Annotated in this window: 20 protein-coding genes; 10 read left to right on the forward strand and 10 right to left on the reverse strand. The window is 71.8% G+C overall.

Annotated elements, in window-relative coordinates:
* Nucleotides 1-57: 57 nt before the first annotated feature.
* The 6 genes from K1J60_RS11960 to K1J60_RS11980 all read left to right on the forward strand — a co-directional run bounded on the left by K1J60_RS11960 (nt 58) and on the right by K1J60_RS11980 (nt 5,330).
* Nucleotides 58-912, forward strand: coding sequence for a glutamate ABC transporter substrate-binding protein (locus tag K1J60_RS11960; RefSeq protein WP_220646218.1), 855 nt, complete (start codon nt 58-60; stop codon nt 910-912).
* A 120-nt stretch (nt 913-1,032) separates the two neighbouring features.
* Nucleotides 1,033-1,710, forward strand: a complete 678-nt coding sequence (locus K1J60_RS11965; RefSeq protein ID WP_220646219.1) for an amino acid ABC transporter permease — start codon at nt 1,033-1,035, stop codon at nt 1,708-1,710.
* Entirely contained in the window at nt 1,707-2,630 is a 924-nt protein-coding gene (locus K1J60_RS11970) for an amino acid ABC transporter permease (protein ID WP_220646220.1), read from the forward strand. The genes K1J60_RS11965 and K1J60_RS11970 overlap by 4 nt, the downstream gene beginning before the upstream one ends.
* Before the next feature lie 199 nt (nt 2,631-2,829).
* On the forward strand, nt 2,830-4,521 hold the full coding sequence (locus tag K1J60_RS11975; RefSeq protein ID WP_220646221.1) for an FAD-dependent monooxygenase: 1,692 nt from the start codon (nt 2,830-2,832) through the stop codon (nt 4,519-4,521).
* A 103-nt stretch (nt 4,522-4,624) separates the two neighbouring features.
* The gene (locus K1J60_RS46875; RefSeq protein ID WP_316731559.1) at nt 4,625-4,711 is read left to right on the forward strand and encodes a putative leader peptide; all 87 of its coding nucleotides are present in this window, start codon (nt 4,625-4,627) and stop codon (nt 4,709-4,711) included.
* 79 nt (nt 4,712-4,790) lie between these two features.
* Nucleotides 4,791-5,330: a cupin domain-containing protein gene (locus K1J60_RS11980; protein WP_220646222.1), complete on the forward strand. Its 540-nt coding sequence runs from the start codon at nt 4,791-4,793 to the stop codon at nt 5,328-5,330.
* A 78-nt stretch (nt 5,331-5,408) separates the two neighbouring features.
* On the opposite strand, the gene recX is transcribed toward K1J60_RS11980, so the two are convergent.
* The 4 genes from recX to K1J60_RS12000 all read right to left on the reverse strand — a co-directional run bounded on the left by recX (nt 5,409) and on the right by K1J60_RS12000 (nt 9,369).
* Nucleotides 5,409-6,296: a recombination regulator RecX gene (gene recX, locus K1J60_RS11985; protein WP_220646223.1), complete on the reverse strand. Its 888-nt coding sequence runs from the start codon at nt 6,294-6,296 to the stop codon at nt 5,409-5,411.
* A gap of 3 nt (nt 6,297-6,299) precedes the next feature.
* Nucleotides 6,300-7,430, reverse strand: a complete 1,131-nt coding sequence (gene recA, locus K1J60_RS11990) for a recombinase RecA (protein WP_220646224.1) — start codon at nt 7,428-7,430, stop codon at nt 6,300-6,302.
* 315 nt (nt 7,431-7,745) lie between these two features.
* Complete coding sequence (locus tag K1J60_RS11995; RefSeq protein WP_220646225.1) at nt 7,746-9,080, reverse strand: AI-2E family transporter; 1,335 nt, start codon at nt 9,078-9,080, stop codon at nt 7,746-7,748.
* Nucleotides 9,081-9,174: 94 nt separating this feature from the next.
* Nucleotides 9,175-9,369, reverse strand: a complete 195-nt coding sequence (locus K1J60_RS12000) for a DUF3046 domain-containing protein (RefSeq protein ID WP_220646226.1) — start codon at nt 9,367-9,369, stop codon at nt 9,175-9,177.
* A 79-nt stretch (nt 9,370-9,448) separates the two neighbouring features.
* Between K1J60_RS12000 and K1J60_RS12005 the strand changes: the two genes are divergently transcribed.
* Nucleotides 9,449-10,393, forward strand: coding sequence for a hypothetical protein (locus K1J60_RS12005; RefSeq protein ID WP_220646227.1), 945 nt, complete (start codon nt 9,449-9,451; stop codon nt 10,391-10,393).
* 73 nt (nt 10,394-10,466) lie between these two features.
* Here the strand turns inward: K1J60_RS12005 and K1J60_RS12010 are convergent, their stop codons facing one another.
* Genes K1J60_RS12010 through K1J60_RS12020 form a run of 3 tightly spaced genes read right to left on the reverse strand, consistent with a single transcriptional unit; the run spans nt 10,467 to nt 12,591 of the window.
* Nucleotides 10,467-10,775 (reverse strand): AzlD domain-containing protein, encoded by a 309-nt coding sequence (locus K1J60_RS12010; RefSeq protein ID WP_220646228.1) that lies wholly within the window; start codon nt 10,773-10,775, stop codon nt 10,467-10,469.
* Nucleotides 10,772-11,653 (reverse strand): AzlC family ABC transporter permease, encoded by an 882-nt coding sequence (locus K1J60_RS12015; protein ID WP_259407686.1) that lies wholly within the window; start codon nt 11,651-11,653, stop codon nt 10,772-10,774. The genes K1J60_RS12010 and K1J60_RS12015 overlap by 4 nt, the downstream gene beginning before the upstream one ends.
* Nucleotides 11,654-11,682: 29 nt before the next feature.
* Nucleotides 11,683-12,591 carry an AraC family transcriptional regulator gene (locus K1J60_RS12020; RefSeq protein ID WP_259407687.1) on the reverse strand — a complete coding sequence of 303 codons (909 nt, stop codon included), beginning with the start codon at nt 12,589-12,591 and terminating at the stop codon, nt 11,683-11,685.
* Nucleotides 12,592-12,827: 236 nt separating this feature from the next.
* Here K1J60_RS12020 and K1J60_RS12025 point away from each other — a divergent pair, with 236 nt between their 5' ends.
* The 3 genes from K1J60_RS12025 to K1J60_RS12035 all read left to right on the forward strand — a co-directional run bounded on the left by K1J60_RS12025 (nt 12,828) and on the right by K1J60_RS12035 (nt 19,531).
* Nucleotides 12,828-17,714 (forward strand): ATP-dependent helicase, encoded by a 4,887-nt coding sequence (locus K1J60_RS12025; RefSeq protein ID WP_220646229.1) that lies wholly within the window; start codon nt 12,828-12,830, stop codon nt 17,712-17,714.
* Between the two features lie 153 nt (nt 17,715-17,867).
* Nucleotides 17,868-18,734: an Fpg/Nei family DNA glycosylase gene (locus K1J60_RS12030; protein ID WP_220646230.1), complete on the forward strand. Its 867-nt coding sequence runs from the start codon at nt 17,868-17,870 to the stop codon at nt 18,732-18,734.
* Between the two features lie 32 nt (nt 18,735-18,766).
* Entirely contained in the window at nt 18,767-19,531 is a 765-nt protein-coding gene (locus K1J60_RS12035) for an SDR family NAD(P)-dependent oxidoreductase (RefSeq protein WP_220646231.1), read from the forward strand.
* On the opposite strand, the gene K1J60_RS45755 is transcribed toward K1J60_RS12035, so the two are convergent.
* The 3 genes from K1J60_RS45755 to K1J60_RS12045 form a co-directional block, all read right to left on the reverse strand.
* The gene (locus K1J60_RS45755; protein WP_259407688.1) at nt 19,479-19,772 is read right to left on the reverse strand and encodes a hypothetical protein; all 294 of its coding nucleotides are present in this window, start codon (nt 19,770-19,772) and stop codon (nt 19,479-19,481) included. The genes K1J60_RS12035 and K1J60_RS45755 overlap by 53 nt on opposite strands.
* A gap of 187 nt (nt 19,773-19,959) precedes the next feature.
* Nucleotides 19,960-20,430: a Dps family protein gene (locus K1J60_RS12040; protein ID WP_220651422.1), complete on the reverse strand. Its 471-nt coding sequence runs from the start codon at nt 20,428-20,430 to the stop codon at nt 19,960-19,962.
* Nucleotides 20,431-20,628: 198 nt separating this feature from the next.
* On the reverse strand, nt 20,629-21,006 hold the full coding sequence (locus K1J60_RS12045; RefSeq protein WP_005481441.1) for a helix-turn-helix domain-containing protein: 378 nt from the start codon (nt 21,004-21,006) through the stop codon (nt 20,629-20,631).
* Nucleotides 21,007-21,017 lie beyond the last annotated feature (11 nt).

The raw sequence follows: 21,017 nt of genomic DNA on the forward strand, positions 1-21,017 counted from the left end.
CCCCGGCACCCGCACCATGACGGTCCGCATCTCTTCACCACGCAAAGGATGTTCACCATGAAGCTCCGCAAGGCCTCCGCCGCAGCAGCAGCCGCCCTCGTCCTCGCCCTCACGGCCACCGCGTGCGGTGGCGACGACAGCAACGGCAACGACAACGGCTCCGACTCCGGTTCCAGCGGCGGCGGCAAGATCAAGGTCGGTATCAAGTACGACCAGCCCGGTCTCGGTCTGAAGGAGTCGGACGGCAAGTTCACCGGCTTCGACGTCGACGTGGCGACCTACGTGGCCAAGGAACTCGGCTACGAGCCCGACCAGATCGAGTTCGTCGAGACCAAGAGCGCCGACCGCGAGAACGCGCTGGCCCGCGGCGACGTCAAGTTCATCGCGGCCACCTACTCGATCAACGACGAGCGCGCGAAGCTCGTCGACTTCGCCGGCCCCTACCTGCTGGCCCACCAGGACCTGCTGGTCAAGGCCGACTCGGACATCGCCGAGGGCACGGACCTCAACGGCAAGAAGCTCTGCTCCGTCACCGGTTCCACCTCGGCGGAGAACGTCAAGAAGGACATCGCCCCGGACGCGCAACTGAAGGAGTACGGCGGCTACTCGGAGTGCATCGCCGGCCTGCAGAGCGGTGCCGTGGACGCGGTCACCACCGACGACTCGATCCTCGCGGGCTTCGCCTCGCAGGAGAACTACAAGGGTCAGTTCAAGCTCGCGGGCCTGAAGCTCAGCAACGAGAACTACGGCATCGGTGTCAAGAAGGGCGACACCGCGACCGTGGACAAGATCAACGCCGCCCTGGAGAAGATGGTCAGCGACGGCGCCTGGGAGACCGCGGTCAAGGAGAACTTCGGCCCGGCCGACTACAAGAACGAGCCCGCCCCGAAGATCGGCGACATCGTCAAGTAAGCGGGTACCCGCACCCAGCGCGGGTCTCGTAGTCGCGCCGCCGCCCGCCGCAGAGCGCGGTAGAGGCGGCGGCGCGCTGCGCCTGCCTCGTACGCCACACACCCGGAAGCGCGGGAGACAGTGTTCGACTTCCTTTCAAACTACAACGACCCGAGCTTCTTGGGTGCGTTCTGGATGACGGTCAAACTCACCGTCCTCTCAGCCATCGGCTCTCTGATCTGGGGCACCCTGCTGGCCGCCATGCGCGTCAGTCCGGTCCCGCTGATGCGCGGCTTCGGCACCGCCTATGTGAACCTCGTGCGGAACATCCCGCTGACCGTCATCATCGTCTTCACCTCTCTCGGGCTCGCCGACATCTTCGGCATGACGATGGGCGCACCCGACGACTTCAAGCTTCAGGGCTTCCGACTCGCCATCCTCGGGTTCGTCGCCTACACCGCGGCCTTCGTCTGCGAGGCGCTGCGCTCCGGCATCAACACGGTGCCCGTCGGCCAGGCCGAGGCGGCCCGCGCCATCGGGCTGAGCTTCACCCAGGTCCTCAGCCTCATCGTGCTGCCGCAGGCGTTCCGGGCGGTCATCGGCCCGCTGGCCAACGTGCTGATCGCGCTCACGAAGAACACGACCGTGGCGGCCGCGATCGGTGTGGCCGAGGCCGCCTACCTCATGAAGGGCATGATCGAGAAGGAGGCGCAGACGCTGCTCATCGGCGCGATCTTTGCCTTCGGATTCGTAGTACTGACCCTGCCCACCGGCCTGATCCTCGGCTGGCTGAGCAAGCGCCTGGCGGTGAAGCGATGAGTTCCGTCCTCTACGACGCTCCTGGCCCCCGGGCCAAGCGGCGCAACGCGATCCTGACGGTGGTCTTCTTCGTCCTGCTCGCCCTGCTCCTGTGGTGGGTGTGGCGGACGATGGACGACAAGAACCAGCTGGAGTGGAAGCTCTGGGAGCCGTTCACCACGTCCGAGATCTGGACCACCTATCTGTTGCCGGGGCTTGCCGACACGCTCAAGGCCGCGGGGCTCGCCATGGTGATCGCCCTCCCGCTGGGCGCGCTCTTCGGCATCGCCCGGCTGTCCGATCACCGGTGGGTCCGGGGAGTGGCCGGCACCGTGGTCGAGTTCTTCCGCGCCATCCCCGTGCTGCTGCTGATGCTGTTCGCCAACGAGGTGTATGTCCGCTCCACGGACATCAGCAGTGAGGACCGGCCGCTCTACGCGGTCGTCACCGGCCTGGTGCTCTACAACGCCTCGGTCCTCGCCGAGGTCGTACGCGCCGGCATCCTCGCCCTCCCCAAGGGGCAGACGGAGGCCGCCCAGGCGATCGGTCTGCGCAAGGGCCAGACGATGGGCACCATCCTGCTGCCGCAGGCTGTCACCGTGATGCTGCCGGCCATCGTCAGCCAGCTCGTGGTGATCGTGAAGGACACCGCGCTCGGCGGCGTGATGCTGGGGTTCACCGAACTGCTGAACTCACGCCAGACGCTCGCGGCGTTCTACGCCAACGTCGTCCCCAGCTTCATCGTGGTGGCGATCATCTACATCGTCCTGAACTTCATCATCACCACCTTCGCGAGCTGGCTGGAGGGCAGGCTGCGGCGGGGCAAGAAGTCGACCGGTGCGGTGATTCCGGCGGCAGCGGTCGGAGGTACGACGGCCACCGGTGGGGAAGGCGGCGGCGTGCCCGGCCTCGGCACCTACATTCAGAAGCAAGGCCCCTGACGATTGATCAGGTGGCGTCCGCCCCGGGTGCCACCCGAATCGCTCCCCCGGAGGGCAGTGGCATGATCGCCACTGCCCTCCGTCACTTGACGCAAGCACCGGCAATGGGTTGCATACGTTCTGTGATCGTGCACCCTGCTCCAACTTCCTGTTCACCCACGTCCGCCGGGACGTCACGTCGGGCAGGGGGCACCGCGCCGTGGATCCGGTGATCATCGTCGGTGCGGGGCCCGTGGGGCTCACGCTCGCCCTGGCGCTGGCGCGCCAGGAGGTGCCGTCCGTGGTCCTCGACGAGGGACCGGGGAAGGACGAGCAACGGCTCGCGCGGACGGTGGTCCTGAACGAGGACACCGCCGCCCTGCTGGAACGGTTGTCCGGCGCCCCCCTCTCCCGGGTGGGCTTCCGTTGGGCCGGATGGCGGTCGATGCGACGCAAGCAGGTGATGCGTCAGGTCCGGTTCGTGGAAGCCGGCTTCGAGGAGCCGGACCTCTCCCCCGGGGTGGGCGCGAAGGGTGCCCGCGGTGGCCACGACGCCGTCGTGGAAGGTTCCACCGAGTTCCCCCCGCTCCACATCGCCCAGCACGTCCTGACCTCCGCCCTGCGCGAGGCCATCGCCGGCGAACGGCTCGTCAAGATCGCCGTGGAGAGCCGGCTCGACGCGCTGGAGCAGGAGAAGTCCGGCGTCACGGCCCACACCCGCGGCCCCAAGAGCACCTGGTGGCGCGGCAGTTACCTGGTGGGGTGCGACGGCCCCCGCTCGACGGTCCGCAAGCTCCAGGACATCCGCTTCCCCGGCCGGACGGCGGTGGAACGTCACGCGGTGGCGGCACTCCGCGCGGAACTCCCCTGGCCGGGCGAAGCGTTGCTGCACCGCATGCCACCGTGGCGCACGGCGGGCCCGTCCGGCGGGGAGATCACCGCACGGCCCCTCGACGAGGGTGTCTGGCGCCTCGACTGGCTCCTGCCCCCGGGCAAGGACCTCGTGACGCCCGAGCTCCTCGTGGCCCGCGTCCGCGAGACCCTCGCCGGCTGGACGGGCGGCTCGACACCGCCGTACGACCTGCTGGACACCGGCGTCCACACCGTGCACCACCGGCTCGCCCGGCGGTGGCGGGTGGGCCGGGTCTTCCTCGCCGGGGATGCCGCGCACCTGCTCGGGGCGCTCGGCACCCAGGGTCTCGACGAGGGCCTGCGGGACGCCGACAACCTCGCCTGGAAGCTGGCCCTGGCCTGGCACCACGGCCCCCACGAGACCCTCCTCGACAGCTACCAGACGGAACGGCGCGCGGTCGTCGCCGCCCGGCTGCGCGCCGCCGACCAGGTGCTGCCCCTGCTGCGCGGCGGCAAGGGGCTGCGGTCGTACGTCCCCGGCTCGGCCCGGGGCCACGACGCGCTGCTGGCCGACGGGCACCTGGGGCGCGGGGCACTGGGTGCGCCAGGGGCGTACTCCGACTCCCCGCTCATGCCTCCGCGCGCCGCTGCGGAGATCCCGGTCGACACAGCGCCGGGCACCCAGGTCGTGGATGTGGAGGTGACGGCGGAGGACGGCTCCTTCGTACCGCTGCGGGACCGGCTCGGACGCGGGGCACTGCTGGTCGTGCTGATCGCGCCGGGCACCGGGGTGTGGGAGCGCAAGCACTGGATGAGCGCCGGAATCATGCCCCGTCTCGCCGCCGCCGTCTCAGCCCTGCCGCGGCCCGCCGAGTTGCTGGTCGCCGAGGCCTACCCGGGCGCGGGTGCCCACACCGTCCTCCTCGTCCGCCCCGACGGCTACCTCGTCACGGCCCTGAGCGGCGTACGCCCCGCCGACCTGTACGCGGCCGCGGAAGCGACACTGGGCGGGGCGAAGCGGCAGCCCGAGCCCAGCGACGCGGCCACGAGCGCGCGTTGAGATGCCCTTGTAGCGCCCTCGCCCTTCGTCGACCGCCGTCACTGTGTGTCCACATAGTGACGGTGAGTTGACCGCCCAGCCCGGTCGTGGTGTACTCCGGTCCGTGACCGACACCTCTACGCGCCTGTGGCGGAGGGTCCATATGGACCTCGTCCGCTACGCGGGCTGCGTGTGTCGTCCGTCCTGCTGACTTCGCATCCCTCTTCTTTCGCGCGCCACCCGTATGCGGCCGCGCGCTCCCGAGCGAACGCACATTCAGGACGGTACCCGTGTCTGTGTCCCCCGTTGTTCCCCCTACCTCCGCTCCGGCCGTCTCCGCCCCCACGCAGGCGGAACTGCTCGACTTCGCGCGCCGCACCGCCGCCGACGCCGAGCTGATCGCGTCCCTCCCGCTCGATCCCGAGGGCCGTACCTGGGTACGGCTCGAAGGTCCCGGCGGCAGCGAGGCCTGGCTGATCGGCTGGCCGCCCGGCACGGGGACCGGCTGGCACGACCACGCCGACTCGGTGGGCGCCTTCGTCACGGCGGCGGGCGAACTCAAGGAGTACTCGCTCGCCGCCCGGCTGCCCACGGACGGCTGGAAGACCCTCGAACTCACCGAAGGCGTCGACCGCGAGCGGCAGTTGTCCGCGGGCAAGGGCCGCTCCTTCGGACGCCACCATGTCCACGAGGTGCTCAACGAGTCCCGCGAGGAGCACGCGATCTCCGTCCACGCCTACTACCCGCCCCTCCCCCGCATCCGCCGCTTCAGCCGCACGGGACAGGTGCTGCGCCTGGAACACGTCGAGCGCCCATCTGACTGGCAGTGAGCCCAGGGGCCGGCTGGCGGTGAGCCTTCCAGGGCCCGAGCAGCCCCGGCTCGCTCCCCCACGCTCCATCCCCAGCCCTCAGTACCCCTCGTCCTCCAGCCCTTCCGTCGCCTCCCCCTCCTCCTCCAGCGCCTGCCGGACCACTCGGAGGGCCATTCCCTCGGGGTAGCCCTTGCGAGCGAGCATGCCGGCGAGGCGACGGAGGCGTTTGTCGCGATCGAGGCCGCGAGTGGCGCGCAGCTTGCGCGCGACGAGCTCGCGCGCGGTGGTCTCCTCCTGCTCCGAGTCGAGCTGGGAGACGGCCTCGTCGATCAGTGCCGAGTCGACACCCTTGGTGCGCAGCTCCCTGGCGAGAGCCCGTCGCGCCAGGCCCCGACCGTGATGCCGGGACTCCACCCAGGCGTCGGCGAACGCGCTGTCGTTGATCAGTCCGACCTCCTCGAACCTCGACAGCACCTCGTCCGCCACATCCTCGGGAATCTCCCGTTTGTGCAGGGCGTCCGCGAGTTGCTTGCGAGTGCGCGGGGTCCCGGTGAGCAGGCGCAGGCAGATCGCGCGCGCCCGCTCAGCCGGGTCCCCTGAGGACTCCCCTTTCTCGGCCCTCGACGAGAAAGACGAACCCCCGTCCTGTGGTCCCCCGTCGTCCGGGCCGTCGCCCGATTCCCCGAAGCCGCGCCGCTGACCGCTTCGAGCGCCACGCCGGCCACGTGCGTCGCCGCCCGCGCCGCGCGAGGTGCCGCCGCCACGCCGACGGCTGCCGACGGCCGCGCCCTCACCGGAGCGCGAGCCGCCCTCCCGCCGTGCGACGTCACCGTCACCGCCGTCGCCGTACGGTCGGAACGCCTCGTCCCCGCGCCCGCGTCCCTCCGCGCCGAATCCCCCGGTCCCCCCGTCGATACCCCCGCGCTCCCGGCTCTCGGAAGCCCTGGGATACGCGTACTCGCCCCAGTCCGTTCTGCGCGTCACGGACTAGCTCTTCGCCGCCGCGGCCCTGGTCTTGGTGGCCTTGGCAGCCGGAGCGGGCACCGTCTTCGCGGCGTCGTCCGCGGTGGCCGGATCCGAGACCGCCGCGTCCGCGCCCGGTTCGGCGGTGGGCTCCTCGGGCCGGACGCCGACGCCCAGCTTCTCCTTGATCTTCTTCTCGATCTCGTTGGCGAGATCGGGGTTGTCCTTCAGGAAGTTACGGGCGTTCTCCTTGCCCTGGCCGAGCTGGTCGCCCTCGTACGTGTACCAGGCGCCGGCCTTGCGCACGAAGCCGTGCTCCACGCCCATGTCGATCAGACCACCCTCACGGCTGATGCCCTGGCCGTAGAGGATGTCGAACTCAGCCTGCTTGAAGGGCGGCGCGACCTTGTTCTTGACGACCTTGACGCGAGTGCGGTTGCCGACCGCGTCCGTGCCGTCCTTGAGGGTCTCGATGCGGCGGATGTCGAGTCGCACCGAGGCGTAGAACTTCAGCGCCCGGCCACCGGTCGTGGTCTCCGGGGAGCCGAACATCACGCCGATCTTCTCGCGGAGCTGGTTGATGAAGATGGCGGTGGTCTTGGACTGGTTGAGCGCGCTGGTGATCTTCCGCAGGGCCTGGCTCATCAGCCGGGCCTGCAGACCGACGTGGCTGTCGCCCATCTCGCCCTCGATCTCCGCGCGCGGGACGAGGGCTGCGACGGAGTCGATGACGATGAGGTCCAGGGCACCGGAGCGGACCAGCATGTCCACGATCTCCAGGGCCTGCTCGCCGTTGTCCGGCTGGGACAGGATCAGGTTGTCGATGTCGACGCCGAGCTTCTTCGCGTACTCGGGGTCGAGGGCGTGCTCGGCGTCCACGAAGGCGACCTGGCCGCCGGCCTTCTGGGCGTTCGCCACCGCGTGCAGCGTCAGGGTCGTCTTACCGGAGGACTCCGGTCCGTACACCTCCACCACACGGCCACGCGGCAGGCCACCGACGCCGAGGGCCACGTCGAGCGCGGTCGACCCGGTCGGGATGACCTCGATGGGCTCCTTGGACCGGTCGCCCATGCGCATGACCGCGCCCTTGCCGAATTGTCGTTCAATCTGTGCGAGCGCGGCGTCGAGCGCCTTCTCGCGGTCGGTTCCTGCCATGGGTTCCACCCGGTTTGCTTGAGTCGATCGCTTCACGTGAAAGACGCTAACGCCTGCCACTGACAATGGGGCCCTACGCCCGCCCGGCCTGTGGATAACTCGGGCACTTCTCCACGAAAACCCTGTCGAACTCCCGTCGACAGCCGCGCCGGAGCCTCCATGAGAATAGATGTTCGATTTTAGTGTCAAGCGACACCCCGAGCCATCCGGAGGACTTTCCTGCTGTCGTTCCCATGCAACCTTCTCGCACGGCGGCCCCGGGCCGGTGGCGCCTGGTGGCGGCGAAACAGCGCGAAACGGCCCGGGAGGCCGCGCCTACGGAGTGCCGCCCTCCGGGCCGGCGCCGCTCTCGGCCCCGGCGCCGCGCTTGGGGCCGTCATCGTCCCTGGCGTCGTCCATCGGTCGGCTCGTCGGCTGCTGCCGGTCCGCCTTCTCCTCCAACCGCCTGCGCAGGCGCGCGACGGGGTTGCGTGAGCCACGTCTGCGGTGACCGTGCACCCGGGGGTCGTCCGTGACGTCGTACCGCTTCACGTACGCCCCGAGAAAGGCCTGCAGGGTGGCGATGGCGGGAATGGCGATGAGCGCGCCGATGGCCCCGAGGAGGGCGGTACCCGCGACGACCGACCCGAAGGCGACGGCCGGGTGGATGTCCACGGTCTTGGCGGTCAGCTTGGGCTGCAGCACGTAGTTCTCGAACTGCTGGTAGAGGACCACGAAGACGAGGACCCACAGCGCGTACCACGGGTTGACCGTGAAGGCGATCAGCATCGGCAGGGCACCCGCGAGGTAGGTGCCGATGGTGGGGATGAACTGCGAGACCAGGCCGACCCAGACCGCGAGCGCGGGTGCGTAGGGCACGTCGAGGTACTCCAGCAGGACGTAGTGCGCCGCGCCGGAGATCAGCGCCATCAGCCCGCGCGAGTAGAGGTAGCCGCCGGTCTTGTCCACGGCGATCTCCCACGCGCGCAGCACCTCGGCCTGTTTCGCGGGCGGCAGCACGGAGCACAGCGCGCGCCGCAGTCGTGGTCCGTCGGCGGCGAAGTAGAACGAGAACAGCGCGATCGTCAGCAATTGGAAGAGGCCGCCCAGGACCTGCGCGGAGACGTCGAGGACGCCCGTGGCGCTGTTCTGCACGTACTTCTGGAGCCAGTCGGAGCGGAGCAGCCCCTCCTGGATGTCGACGCGCTTGAGCTCGGTGTGGAAGGTGGTGTTGATCCAGCTGATGACGGAGTCGAGGTACGCCGGGAAGTCCTCGACCATCTTGATGATCTGGCCGGCGAGCATCGAGCCGAGCAGGGTGACGAACCCCGCGGCCCCGATCAGTGTGATCAGGAAGACCAGGAAGGTGGCGAAGCCCCTGCGCAGCCCCTTCGAGGCCATCCAGCTCACCGCGGGCTCGATCGCGAGCGCCAGGAAGAAGGCGATGAGGATGTTGACCAGCAGTCCGATGAGCTGATGGAACGCCCAGCTGCCCAGCTGGAAGACGGCGACGAGGGAGAGCGCGAGCACCATCGCGCGCGGCAGCCAGCGCGGCATACGGGCGCTCGGCGCGACACCGGGTCCCGGGCCGGCCGGAGGGCCGGTGGGGGATGTCGTGCCGGACGGGGGAGCCTGCTGCTGGGACCTCGCGGTCTCGTCTGTGGGGGCCACGCACCAAGTCTCGCCCACGCCACCGACAGTCAGTCGCCGCCCCCGGATCCTCCGGTACGACGACCGACGTCAGCGTGGTGAAGTCCCGGGCTTTTCAGCGGTTTTCGGCCGGAACGCCCATGGTCGCGCACACCACGCGCCACACGTCCTTGGCCTCCCAGCCCGCGTCCAGCGCCTCGTGGACCGTGCGTCCGCCGAGGTCGGACATCACATGATCGCGCGCGAAGGTGTCGGCGTACCCCGCACCGAAGTGCTCCGCCATCCGCTGCCAGAAGACCGTCAACCGCATGAGTCCAGTATCCCGCCCCAGGGGGTGGGCCTTCGCGGGACGGCTTTCCGATACCGCTTTCCGCCCTACGGTCGGAGCCATGTCCGAAACCGGAGCATCCCCACTCCCCTCGTCGTCCCCGGCGCACACCCCGCTGGCTCGCGCCGAGCAGTTCATCTGGCTGACCGCGCGCGTGCTGGAGCAGCGCCGCTTCGCCTACCACTTCCTGGAGGGGGGCGCCGACGCGGTGGAGACCGCGCTGGCCGCCTACCGCAATGCCGACGAGGGGTACGGACACGCGCTCGAACCCGATCTGCGCGGACCCGTGAGCCAGCCGCTGCACACCGGGCACGCGCTGCGTGTCCTGGATTCGATCGGGCGCTGCGGCGGACAGCGGGTGGAGCGCGTGTGCCGCTATCTGACCTCGGTGTCGACACCGGACGGCGCGCTCCCCGCGGTGCACCCCAGCCAGCGCGGCTATCCGGCGGCCCCGTTCGTGCCGATCGTCGACGACCCGCCCAGTGACCTGCTGGCCACCGGGCCCGTGGTGGGCCTGCTGCACCGCAACCAGGTGTGGCACGCGTGGTTGTTCCGGGCCACGGACTTCTGCTGGCAGGCGGTCGAGTCCCTGGAGAAGTCGCACCCCTACGAGGTCCATGCCGCCGTAGCGTTCCTGGAGTCGGTGCCGGACCGCCCCCGCGCGCGGGCGGCAGCCGACCGGCTGGGCCGCCTGGTGCGCGAGCACCGGCTCGCCGCGCTGGATCCGGAGCGACCGAACGACTTCCCGGTGTCGGCCGGTTACGCACCGGGCGAGCACCACTACCCGCACGACTTCGCGCGCACCCCGGAGTCCCTCGCGCGCGCGTGGTTCACCGACGAGGAGATGTCCCGTTCCCTCGATTTCCTGGCGAGTGAGCAGACGGAGGACGGCGGCTGGCCGATCCGCTGGCGGCAGTGGGCCCCGAGCACGGCCATGGAGAGCCGCCCGATCGTGACGATCGAGGCGCTGCGTACGTTGCGGGCCTACGGGCGTCCGATCAGCTGAGGCCCGGCAGGTCAGAACTCGGCACGCGTGTACGTGTGTGCGTGCGTGCGCCGGACGACAGCCACGGCGGCCGTCAGCCCGTGAGCGCCCGCACCCCCGCCGTCACCAGCACCGCCGCGGCCACGACGACCAGGAAGGGGGCCCGAAGGAAAAGCGCCACGGCCGCCGCGGCGAGCCCCGCGGCCTTCGCGTCCACCACCAGGTCGTGGCCGTCGGCGAAGGTCTGCTGTGCCGTGAGGGCGGCGAGAAGGGCCACGGGCAGCAAGGCGGCGAGGCGCTGCACGAGTGGGCGTTCCAGGACGCCCGTCGGCACCAGCAGGCCGATCAGCTTGACCGCGTAGCAGCCGACGGCGGTGACGGCGACCGCGATCCAGACGTTCACCGGTGGTTCCCCTGCCTGTCGCCTCGCCGGCCGTCCTCGCCCTGTGGTCCGTGCCCACCAACGTCCACGCCCTGTGCCTCGCCCTGTGGGCCGCGCGCGGCCTCGTCCTGCCCGACCTCCGGCCGGCCGCCGCCCCTCCGGCGGTCCACCCGTGGCCCGCCGGCCCTGCGGCGGCGCCCCTGCGCCCAGAGGACGACCGGGGCGGCCGTCGCGGCGACCAGGACCGGGACTCCGGCGGGCAGTACGGGCAGCAGGCCCAGCCCCAGGACGACGGCGATGCCCGCGACGGCCCGCTCCCCTGCGGTCTTCAGCATCGGCGCGAGGAGGGCCAGGAAGACGGCGGGTCCGGCCGCGTCGAGCCCCCAGGCATCGGTGTCGCCGATGGCCTCGGCGCCGAGCGCGCCGAGCAGCGTGGTGAGGTTCCACAGCACATAGAGGCTGAGCCCGGTGACAGTGAAGCCGATGCGGGTGGCGCGGCGCGTGGGCTGGGCGAGGGCGACAGCCGTGGTCTCGTCGATGACCCACTGGGCCGCGAACGGCCGCACCGCGCGCGGGAGGGCGAGCACCTGGGAGAGACGCAGCCCGTAGAACGCGTTGCGCACGCCCAGGAAGAAGGCCCCGGCGGCTGCCGTGAAGGGGTTGCCGCCGGCCGCGAGCGCGCCCACGAGAGCGAACTGGGAGGCCCCGGTGAACACCAGGAGACTCAGCGCGCAGGTCTGCGGCAGGCTGAGCCCGCTGCCGACCGAGGTCACCCCGAAGGCGAACCCGGAGAGGCCGACGGCCACCCCGACTCCCAGGGCGTCCCGGACGACCGCTCCGTCGGATTTCGTGCCGCCACCGTCGTGTTGTGTCTCCGCGAGACCTGTCTGTTCCGTCACCACGCACCGGACGGTACGAGCCGTCGGCCCTATGCGTCTTGTACGTTCTTGCGCCCCCGAGCGCCGTCCGTGCGTCCGCGCGCCTGGTCCTCACCCTCACGGCCGCCGCCGAGACCGCCGATGCGTTCGCGCTGGTAGGCCCCCGGAGGCACGCCCACGATCCGGCTGAAGTGGCGGTTGAGGTGTGGCTGGTCCGTGAAGCCGACGGCGACGGCGGCATCGACCGGAGCCGTGCCCGCGTCGAGCAGGCTCCGCGCCCGCCGCACGCGCGCGTCGGTCAGCCAGGCGTGCGGTGGCATGCCGTAGGCCGCGCGGAAGGCCCGCAGCAACGCGAAGGGGCTGGTGCCCAGGTCGGCGGCGAGCCGCTCCAGGGGTGGCGGGTCGGCCAGCCGCTCCGACAGCACGGCACGCGCGCGTGCCGCGACGGAGGCACCTGCCGTACGGACGGGGCGTTGGGGCAGGGGCCCGCCGTTCAAGCGCAGCAGCCGGGTCACGGCGACCCGCAGCAGGGTGTCCGCGGCCAGCGCGTTGCCCTCGTCGACGGCCCGCAGCACCTGATGGACGAGGCCGGCTGCGTAGGGATCGTCGAGCACCGGATGCACGAACCCGGGGGTACCGCGGATCATGGTGGTCTCGGCGGCGATCTCGGCCACCACGTCCGGGGACGGGTAGACGGCGCCGTACCGCCACCCCTCGGGCACGCCGGCGCGTCCGGTGTGCGGAGTGTCCGGGTTGACGAGGGCCAGGGTGCCCGGGCCCGCGTACTGATCGGCGCCGCCGTGGTGGAACACCTCGACACCGTCGGCGATGGCCGCGATCACGAAGCTCTCATGGGTGTGCCGCACGAACTTCTTCTCGACATAGCTCGCCCGCAGCAGGTCGACCCCGGGCAGCTCCGCGTACCGCCAGTGCCTCGCCCGCTCCACCGAACCCGCCATGCTCCCATTCTGCGGCCGGCCCGAGCGGCGAACCCCACTGCCCCCGCCCGGTCCCGCCCCACCCTTCCCCGGCCCCACCCGGACTTCTCCGACCCCACCCGGACTCACCCGACCCCACCCGGCCTGGCTCACCCGCCCCCGTACGACCCGCGCCCTCCCCGGCCCTGGTGCTGTCCCGCTCCGAGCCGTTTACCCAGGTCCGAGCCGTTGTCAGTGGTCGGGTGCAGGATGGGGGCATGGTCAGCTCCGCAGATCGAGCCCTCGACGGCTTCTCCCCCGCGACCCGCGGCTGGTTCACGGGGGCCTTCTCCGCGCCCACCGCGGCCCAGGCCGGGGCGTGGCGGGCGATCGGCGAGGGCTCGGACGTGCTGGTGGTCGCGCCGACCGGCTCCGGCAAGACGCTGGCCGCGTTCCTCGCCGCGCTGGACCAGCTGACGTCGAGCCCTCCCCCGGCCGACCCGAGGAAGCGCTGCCGGGTGCTGTACGTGTCACCGCTGAAGGCCCTCGCGGTCGACGTGGAGCGGAACCTGCGCAGTCCGCTGACCGGCATCCGTCAGGAATCGGTGCGCCTGGGGCTGCCCGAGCCCGAGGTGAAGGTGGGCATCCGTTCCGGGGACACTCCGGCCGCCGAGCGCCGGGCCCTGTCGACCCGCCCGCCCGACATCCTGATCACCACCCCCGAGTCGCTGTTCCTGATGCTGACCTCGGCCACGCGCGACGCGCTCACGGGCGTGGAGACGGTGATCCTGGACGAGGTGCACGCGGTCGCCGGCACCAAACGCGGCGCCCATCTCGCCCTCTCCCTGGAGCGGCTCGACGAGCTGTTGCCCCGGCCGGCCCGCCGCATCGGCCTGTCCGCCACCGTGCGTCCGGTCGACGAGGTCGCTCGCTATCTCTCCCCACGCCGCAGGGTGGAGATCGTCCAGCCGCCCTCCAGCAAGGAGTTCGACCTGTCGGTGGTCGTGCCGGTGGAGGACCTGGGCGAGCTGGGCGGCTCCCCGGTCGCCGACGCCAACGAGGGCGCGGAGCGGCCGTCGATCTGGCCGCACGTCGAGGAGCGGATCGCGGATCTCGTCCAGGCCCACCGCTCCACGATCGTCTTCGCCAACTCCCGCCGCCTCGCGGAGCGACTGTGCAACCGGCTCAACGAGATCGCGTACGAGCGGGCCACCGGCGAACCCCTGGACGAACACCACGCCCCGGCGGAGCTGATGGGCGGCTCGGGCGCGGCCCAGGGAGCGCCCCCGGTCCTCGCCCGCGCGCACCACGGCTCGGTCTCCAAGGAGCAGCGTGCCTTGGTCGAGGAAGATCTGAAGGCGGGCCGACTGCCGGCCGTGGTAGCCACCTCCAGCCTCGAACTGGGCATCGACATGGGCGCGGTGGACCTCGTCGTCCAGGTGGAGTCACCTCCGTCGGTCGCCTCGGGCCTCCAGCGCGTGGGCCGCGCCGGACACCAGGTGGGCGCGGTCTCCACGGGTGTGGTCTTCCCCAAGTACCGGGGTGACCTGGTCCAGTCGGCCGTGGTCACCGAGCGGATGCGCAGCGGCTCCATCGAGTCCATGAGGATCCCGGGCAACCCCCTGGACGTCCTGGCACAGCAGGTCGTCGCCATGACCTCGATGGACACCTGGCAGTTCGACGACCTCCTCGCCACCGTCCGCCGCGCGGCCCCGTTCGCCTCGCTCCCCGAGTCCGCGTTCACGGCCGTCCTCGACATGCTCGCGGGCCGCTACCCGTCCGACGCCTTCGCCGAGTTGCGCCCGCGTGTGGTGTGGGACCGGGTCGCCGGCACGATCACGGGCCGCCCGGGCGCCCAGCGCCTCGCCGTCACCTCCGGGGGCACGATCCCGGACCGGGGTCTCTTCGGGGTCTTCCTCGCGGGCTCCGACCCCAAGAAGGGCGGCGGCCGGGTCGGTGAGCTGGACGAGGAGATGGTGTACGAGTCCCGGGTCGGGGACGTGTTCACCCTCGGCACCAGTTCCTGGCGCATCGAGGACATCACGCGCGACCGGGTGCTGGTCTCCCCCGCGCCGGGTGTCCCGGGCCGTCTGCCGTTCTGGAAGGGCGACCAGCTCGGCCGCCCGCTCGAACTGGGGCGCGCGGTCGGCGCTTTCCTGCGCGAGGTGGGGTCCCTGTCCGAGGAGGACGCCCGGCTGCGTCTGCTGACCGCCGGACTCGACGCCTGGGCCGCGGACAACGTGCTCTCCTACCTGGCCGAACAGCGCGAGGCCTGCGGCCACGTACCGGACGACCGCACCATCGTCGTCGAACGCTTCCGCGACGAGCTGGGCGACTGGCGGGTCGTCGTCCACTCCCCGTTCGGAGCCCAGGTCCACGCCCCCTGGGCCCTCGCCCTCGGTGCGAAGCTCTCGGAGCGGTACGGCATGGACGCCCAGGTCATGCACGCCGACGACGGCATCGTGCTGCGCCTGCCCGACGCCGATCTCATGGGGCTGGACCTGCTCGACATGGAGCCCATGAGGGCGGGCGCGGAGTACGACTCGGAGCAGGCCCCGCTCGGCGCGGCGGACGTCGCCTTCGACAAGGGCGAGGTCGACCAGATCGTCACCGACCAGGTGGGCGGCTCGGCGCTGTTCGCGTCCCGCTTCCGTGAGTGCGCCGCCCGCGCTCTCCTGCTGCCCCGCCGCAGTCCCGGCAAGCGCACACCCCTGTGGCAGCAGCGCCAGCGAGCGGCCCAACTGCTGCAAGTCGCCAGTGAGTTCGGTTCGTTCCCGATCGTCCTGGAGGCGGTCCGCGAATGTCTGCAGGACGTCTTCGACGTCCCCGGCCTCACCGCACTGATGGGCGACATCGAGTCCCGCAAGGTCCGCCTCGTCGAGGTCACCACCCCGGAGCCCTCCCCCTTCGCCCGCTCCCTCCTCTTCGGCTACGTCGCCCAGTTCCTGTACGAGGGCGACTCCCCGCTCGCCGAGCGCCGTGCGGCCGCCCTGTCGCTGGACTCCCGGCTGCTCGCCGAGCTGTTGGGCCAGGCGGAGCTGCGGGAACTGCTCGACGCCGAGGTGCTGACCGAGCTGGAGCGGGAGCTCCAGTGGCTCACCGAGGACCGACGCGTCAAGGACGCCGAAGGCGTCGCGGACCTGCTCCGCGTCCTCGGCCCCCTCACGGGCGCCGAGTTGGCCGAGCGTGGCGCCGAGCCGCGGTGGGCGCCGGAGTTGGCCGGTTCCCGCCGCGCCATCCGGGTCCGCGTCGCCGGCACCGACCACTGGGCGGCGATCGAGGACGCGGGCCGCCTGCGGGACGCGCTCGGCACAGCCCTGCCGGTCGGTGTCCCCGAGGCCTTCACCGAGCCGGTCAAGGACCCCCTCGGCGACCTCCTGGCCCGGTACGCGCGCACCCACGGCCCGTTCACCTCGGCCGCGGCAGCCGCCCGCTTCGGCCTCGGCGTGGCCGTCACGGACGGCGCCCTGCACCGCCTGGCGGCGAACGGCCGCGTCGTGCAAGGCGAGTTCCACCCGGCGGGCATCGGCCAGGAGTGGTGCGACGCGGCCGTGCTGCGACGCCTGCGCCGCCGCTCGCTGGCGGCCCTGCGCCATGAGCTGGAGCCGGTGCCGCCCGCCGCGCTCGCCCAGTTCCTGCCCCAGTGGCAGCACGTGGGCGGCGGCCACGGACTGCGCGGCGTCGACGGCCTGGTCCGCGCGATCGAACAGCTCCAGGGCGCCTCCGTGCCCGCCTCCGCCCTGGAGAAGCTGGTCCTGCCCTCCCGGGTGGCCAAGTACAACCCGGCGATGCTCGACGAACTCACCGCTGCCGGAGAAGTCGTCTGGGCCGGGGCCGGAGCCCTCCCCGGCAAGGACGGCTGGGTCTCGCTGTACCTGGCGGACGCTGCCCCGCTCCTCCTCCCACCGCCGCACCCCCTGGAGCTGACCGCGCTCCACGAGTCGATCCTGAGCACCCTCTCCGGCGGCTACGGCCTCTTCTTCCGCCAGATCGCCGACCAGGTCCGCGCGACCACCCACCCCGACGTCACCGATCCCCAACTGGCCGACGCCGTCTGGGACCTGGCCTGGTCCGGCCGGCTGACCAACGACACGCTCGCCCCCATGCGCTCCCTCCTCGGCTCGGGCCGCACCGCGGGCTCCACCGCCCACCGCGCCAAGCGCACGGTCCCCCGCGGCCGGTACGGCTCACTGACCGCCGCCGCGCGCCCCCAGTCCCGTACGGGCCCACCCACGGTCGCCGGCCGCTGGTCCCTCCTCCCCGCCCACGAACCCGACCCCACCGTCCGCGCCCACGCCCTGGCCCGCACCCTCCTCGACCGCCACGGTGTGGTGACCCGCGGCGCCGTGGCCGCCGAGGGTGTCGAAGGCGGCTTCTCCGCGGTCTACCGCGTCCTGTCCGTCTTCGAGGAAAGCGGCCAGGCCCGCCGTGGTTACGTCGTCGAGGGTCTGGGGGCCGCCCAGTTCGCGATGGACGGCGCCGTGGACCGTCTCCGCGCGGTTTCCAACGCCCGCGAACGGAACGAGCCCGTTCCGACCCCCACCCCGTACACCTCCGCCGACGAAGCCCACCCCACGGCACAGCCCCAGACCCCGTGGGACACCTTCTCCGACGCCCCCTTCACCCCTGTCGACCCCGGCCCTCCCGACCTCCACCCCGGCCTCGACTCCCCGTACGCTCCGGACGGCACCCCGGACGGACACCACACGTCCGCCCAAGCCGGCCCGTACCACCGCATCGGCCGCCCCCCTCACCACACCCGTCCCACACCCTCCCCGCGTGCCGTCGTCCTGGCCGCCGCCGACCCGGCGAACGCCTATGGCGCCGCCCTCGCCTGGCCCGAGCCACCCACCGAGGCCGGACACAAGCCGGGCCGCAAGGCGGGCTCCCTGGTCGTCCTGGTCGACGGCGAGCTGACCCTCTACATGGAGCGCGGCGGCAAGACCCTCCTGGCCTGGCCCGCCGACCCCGACGCCAGACCCCTGGACGACCCCCGCCTGCGCCCGGCCGCCGAAGCCCTCTCCGCGGCGGCCCGCGCGGGCTCCCTGGGTACGGTCACGGTGGAACGCGTGAACGGCACCTCGGCCCTCACCTCCCCCCACGGCCCCCTCCTGGAAGGAGCGGGCTTCATCGCGACCCCACGCGGTTTGCGCATCCGAGCGTGAACCGAGCATCACGCCCCGTCAGGGGCACAGGGGCGGGGTCGCCAGGCCGCTCCGCCGCGTGGGCACGATCAGTCGGATCCCGCCCCCACGGCCGGACCACCGCGTCCCCGAGCCACCAGGCAGCCGCTCCCCCGCACATGCCACCCTTGACCCATGCCCGAAGGTGACACCGTCTGGCAGACGGCGAGACGACTCCACACCGCCCTCGCCGGCAAGGTCCTGTCCCGCTCCGACCTGCGGGTCCCGAAGTTCGCCACGGCCGACCTCACCGGCCGCGCCGTCCTGGACGTCACGCCCCGGGGCAAGCACCTCCTCACCCGTATCGAAGGCGGCCTGACCCTCCACTCCCACCTGCGGATGGACGGCTCCTGGAAGGTGTACGCCAACGACGAGCGCTGGCGCGGCGGCCCCGCGCACCAGATCCGCGCCATCCTGGGCACCGTCGACCGCACGGCCGTCGGCTACCGCCTCCCCGTGCTGGAGTTGATCCGCACCGTCGACGAATCCCGCGCCGTCGGCCACCTCGGCCCCGACCTGCTCGGCCCGGACTGGGACCCCGACCGAGCCCTCACCAACCTCCTGAGCGACCCCGCGCGCCCCCTCGGCGAGGCCCTGCTGGACCAGCGCAATCTCGCCGGCATCGGCAACGTCTACAAGAGCGAGCTCTGCTTCCTGCTCCGGGTCACTCCCTGGCTCCCTGTGGGCGCCCTCCCGGAGGAACTCGCCGCCCGGTTGCCCGGCCTCGCCAAGAAGCTCCTCGAAGCCAACCGCGACCGCCCGATCCGCAACACGACGGGCCACCGCCATCACGACCTCTTCGTGTACGGCCGGGCCCCCCGCCCGTGCCTGCGCTGCCGTACCCCCGTCCGCGCGGCCGACCAGGGCGACGGTTCCCGGGAGCGCCCCACCTACTGGTGCCCCGCCTGCCAGTCGGGTCCGGCACCGGCGCCGGGCGTCGGCAGAACGTCCCGCCCGAGCCCCGGCACCCCACGTCCAACCCAAGGCCGTACAGCCAATTGACGGGCCGTCAGAATCGCTCGTACCGTCGCCTCATGCCCATCCCGGCGTACGACCTCACCGGCCGCACCGCGTTCGTCACCGGCGCCGGCAGCGGTATCGGCCGAGCGTCGGCGGTACTGCTCGCCGAGGCGGGCGCCGAGGTGCACTGCGCGGACCGCGACGCGCAGGGGCTGCACGAGACGGCGACCCTGATCAAGGCCGGGAACGGCACCGCCCACGTCCACCACCTCGACGTCACCGACCGCGTCCAGCTCGCGCGGGCTGTGGCCGCCTGCGAGCGGCTCCATGTGATGGCGGCAATCGCCGGGATCATGCACAGCAGCCCGGTGCTGGAGACCCGCGACGAGGACCTGGAACGGGTGTGGAACGTCAACTTCAAGGGAGTGCTGCACGCCTGCCAGGAAGCGGCCCGCCGGATGATCACCGACGAGACGCGCGGCAGCATCGTCACCATGGCCTCCGGCGCCGTCGACACCGGCGGTCCGGGACTTCTCTGCTACGGCGTGACCAAGGCGGCGGTGGTCCAGCTGACGAAGACCCTGGCAACCGAGGTCGGCCCGCACGGCATCCGTGTCAACGCCGTGGCGCCGGGCTGGATCCGTACCCCCATGACCGACCGCCAGGACGGCGAGGCTCAGGCGCGGACCGAGTCCCTCATGGCCCGGCTCTCACCACTGGGCCGGGTCGGCGAGCCCGATGACATCGCCCATGCCGTGCTGCACCTCGCCTCCGACGCCTCGGCCTTCACCACGGGCCAGATCCTCCGCCCGAACGGCGGGGTGGCCATGCCCTGGTGACCACGGCCCCCACCGCGCCCCCCAGAACAGGACCACCCCTCGCGCCCCCTGACGCGCCCCCCGACCGTTCCCGGGCCCGCCCCTTCGGCACGCAGTGGACAGGCAGGAGACTCAGCCCCCACCCCCCGGCCGCGACCGCCCCCTCCACCGCGCCGGCGTCCGGCACCAGCGCGAGTCGCAGCACACCCCACCACCACAGCGCACCGAGCCCCAGAGCCGCCCCCCAGCGAGCTATTCGCATGGCCGCCACCTCCAAGGCCTTCGGGCCCCCAGAACGACGCTAGACGGCCCGCGTCACGGCCTGAGAGGGCGCACCACCGGCACAGGGACGCACGGCCCTCTCGCAGGGACCGCACCGACAGGCCACCCGATGCGCCCCGCAGCCACTCACCGCCGTCCTCACGCCCCCAGCGGTCACCCGCGCCGCGCTACCCGTTCTCCGCCTGGAACATCCAGTGGTGCTTCTCGAGATCCGCCGTGATCCCGATGAAGATGTCCTGGCTCACCGGATCCGCTTCCGCGGTGCTCTCCACTCGCGTCCGCATCCGGGTGATCACCGCGCCGAGCGCCTCCACCAGGGTCGCGACCGCGTCCGTGTCCTTGACCCAGCCGTCCGGCACCCTGCCGATACCGCTGCTCCCGGCGACCGTCCCGGCCCGCCCGTCCGGCGGAACACCGAGTGTGGAGGCGCGTTCGGCGACGGTGTCGGAGTGCAGCCGGGCGGTGTCCACGACCTCGTCGAGCTGGAGATGGACCGAGCGGAAGCGCGGCCCGACGACGTTCCAGTGGATCTGCTTGGCCACCAGGGAGAGGTCGACAAGATCGACCAGGGCACCTTGCAGCGCCTCGGAGACGGTCTTGAGATCGGCCTCGGACAGCGGGCTCTTCACCACGTACATCAGCACGCTCCGGATTCTTGAGACGACCGTACGACCACCATGACCGCCCACCGCCACCCCGGCAAACGGGAGCCCCAGGCAACACAAAAGCCCCGGCCGGCACCTCCAGGTCTCCCTGGCGGCCCCCGGCCGGGGCTTCCGCTTGGTTCTACCGCTTCACCGGCGCGCGCCGGTGCTCATGGACCCGGTCGCGGCAGGTCACGCCGCGACGACGTCCACCGCTTCGGCGGGCGCCTTGATCGTGACCCGCTCCGGCGGCACACCGGCCACCGAGACGGAGTTGAGCATCGGTCGACGCACTGGTGCTGGCACCGGCTCGGTGGCCGCTGCGGACTGGGCCAGCTCGGCAAGGGCGAGCTCGTCGCTCACTTCCCGCATGAGCTCGGACATCCGTACGTCCAGCGCGTCGCAAATGGCGGAGAGCAGCTCGGAGGAAGCCTCCTTCTGCCCCCGCTCCACCTCGGAGAGATAGCCGAGTGAGACTCGGGCGGACGAGGAGACTTCGCGCAGAGTACGGCCCTGGCGCTGGCGCTGCCGACGCAGCACGTCACCCAGCAGGCGACGGAGCAGAATCATCGGTGGCTCCC

This window comes from Streptomyces akebiae (assembly GCF_019599145.1).
GTDB lineage: Bacteria > Actinomycetota > Actinomycetes > Streptomycetales > Streptomycetaceae > Streptomyces > Streptomyces akebiae.